The organism is Streptomyces sp. UH6, from assembly GCF_013421635.1.
In the GTDB taxonomy this organism is placed as follows: domain Bacteria; phylum Actinomycetota; class Actinomycetes; order Streptomycetales; family Streptomycetaceae; genus Streptomyces; species Streptomyces abyssomicinicus.
The window spans coordinates 1-1411 of sequence record NZ_JACADT010001241.1; the positions used below are offsets into that span (position 1 = coordinate 1).

The 1411-nt window shown below is 73.9% G+C and carries 2 protein-coding genes; both read left to right on the forward strand.

Annotation, left to right across the window (positions count from 1 at the left end; genetic code table 11):
• Positions 1-271: 271 nt before the first annotated feature.
• The gene (locus HW445_RS30925; RefSeq protein WP_180224094.1) at positions 272-772 is read left to right on the forward strand and encodes a GNAT family N-acetyltransferase; all 501 of its coding nucleotides are present in this window, start codon (positions 272-274) and stop codon (positions 770-772) included.
• Positions 769-1335, forward strand: a complete 567-nt coding sequence (locus HW445_RS30930) for a GNAT family protein (protein WP_308800223.1) — start codon at positions 769-771, stop codon at positions 1333-1335. The genes HW445_RS30925 and HW445_RS30930 overlap by 4 nt, the downstream gene beginning before the upstream one ends.
• Positions 1336-1411 lie beyond the last annotated feature (76 nt).

Genomic DNA, 1411 nt, shown 5'->3' on the forward strand with positions numbered 1-1411 from the left:
CCGCCCTCGCGAGCCGCACCCGCGCCGCCTGCTGCCTCAGCTCGTTGCCACGGGCTTCCTGGATTTCGTACTCGAACATGATCTGTTCCCCTCGTTGTCTCCGACTTCCTCGCATCACTACCTTCGCTTCCAAGGGCCCTCCCCCACATCGGGAGACTGCCCGATCTTTGCCCCGGCTCTTGTCCTAGAGCGCGGCGCCGACGACGCGACCGGGTCCTAAGTCCCGTCCACCGGGCCTAAGACCCCACCTCACCCGGCGTACGCTCCCGGCATGCCGACCCTCGAACGCCTACGCGCCGACCACGCGGAGGCCCTGTTCGCCTTCGAACGGGACAACCGCGCGTACTTCGCCCGCACCGTCCCCGACCGCGGGGACGCCTACTTCGCCCACTTCGCCGACCGTCACGGCGCCCTGCTGGCCGAGCAGGAGGAGGGCGTCTGCCACTTCCACGTCGTGCTCGGCGACGCCGGGGAGATCGCCGCCCGGGTCAACCTGGTCGACGTCGACCCCGCCGACGGTTCCGCGGAGCTGGGGTACCGGGTGGCCGAGCGGTACGCGGGCCGGGGTCTGGCCACGGCCGCCGTGCGGGAGGTGTGCGGGGCCGCCGCCGCGGCGTACGGGCTGCGCGCGCTGACCGCCGTCACCCACGAGGACCACCTGGCCTCGCGCCGGGTGCTGGAACGCACCGGCTTCACCGCGACCGGCCGCTTCCTCCTCGACGGCCGCCCCGCCGTCCGCCACCGCCGCTCGCTGGAAGGACTCCTGCCGTGACGCCGCCCGTGACCCGCCTCGCCACCCTGGACGACGCGGAGGAACTCGCCGCCTGCCTGACCCGCAACCGCGCCTTCCTGAGCCCGTGGGAACCCGTGCGCGCGGACGCCTACTTCACCGCCGGCGGGCAGCGCGCGGTGCTGGCCGAGAGCCTGGACCTGTACGCCCGGGGGGTGATGGTCCCGTTGCTGATCCTGGACGGCGACGGCCGGATCGCCGGCCGCCTGAGCGTCAACAACGTCGTCCTCGGGGCCTTCCGGTCCGCCTCGCTCGGCTACTGGGTGGCCGAGGAGGCCGGTGGCCGCGGGCTCGCCACCGCCGCCGTGGCCGAGGCGGTACGGCTCGCCTTCGACGACATGGGGCTGCACCGCCTGGAGGCCGGCACCCTGCTCCACAACCTCGCCTCGCAGGGCGTCCTGCGCCGCAACGGCTTCACGCCCTTCGGGGTGGCTCCCCGGTACCTGCGGATCGCGGGACGGTGGCAGGACCACGTCCTGTTCCAGCTCCTGAACGACGCCCGGGAAGACCTGGACGACGCCCGGGAGGACCCGGCGGCGTCCTGAGACCCGGCGGCGTCCTGAGACCCGGCGCCACCGACGGGGCGGCCGAAACGGGCCGCGGGAGGCCTGGCGGGCGTCG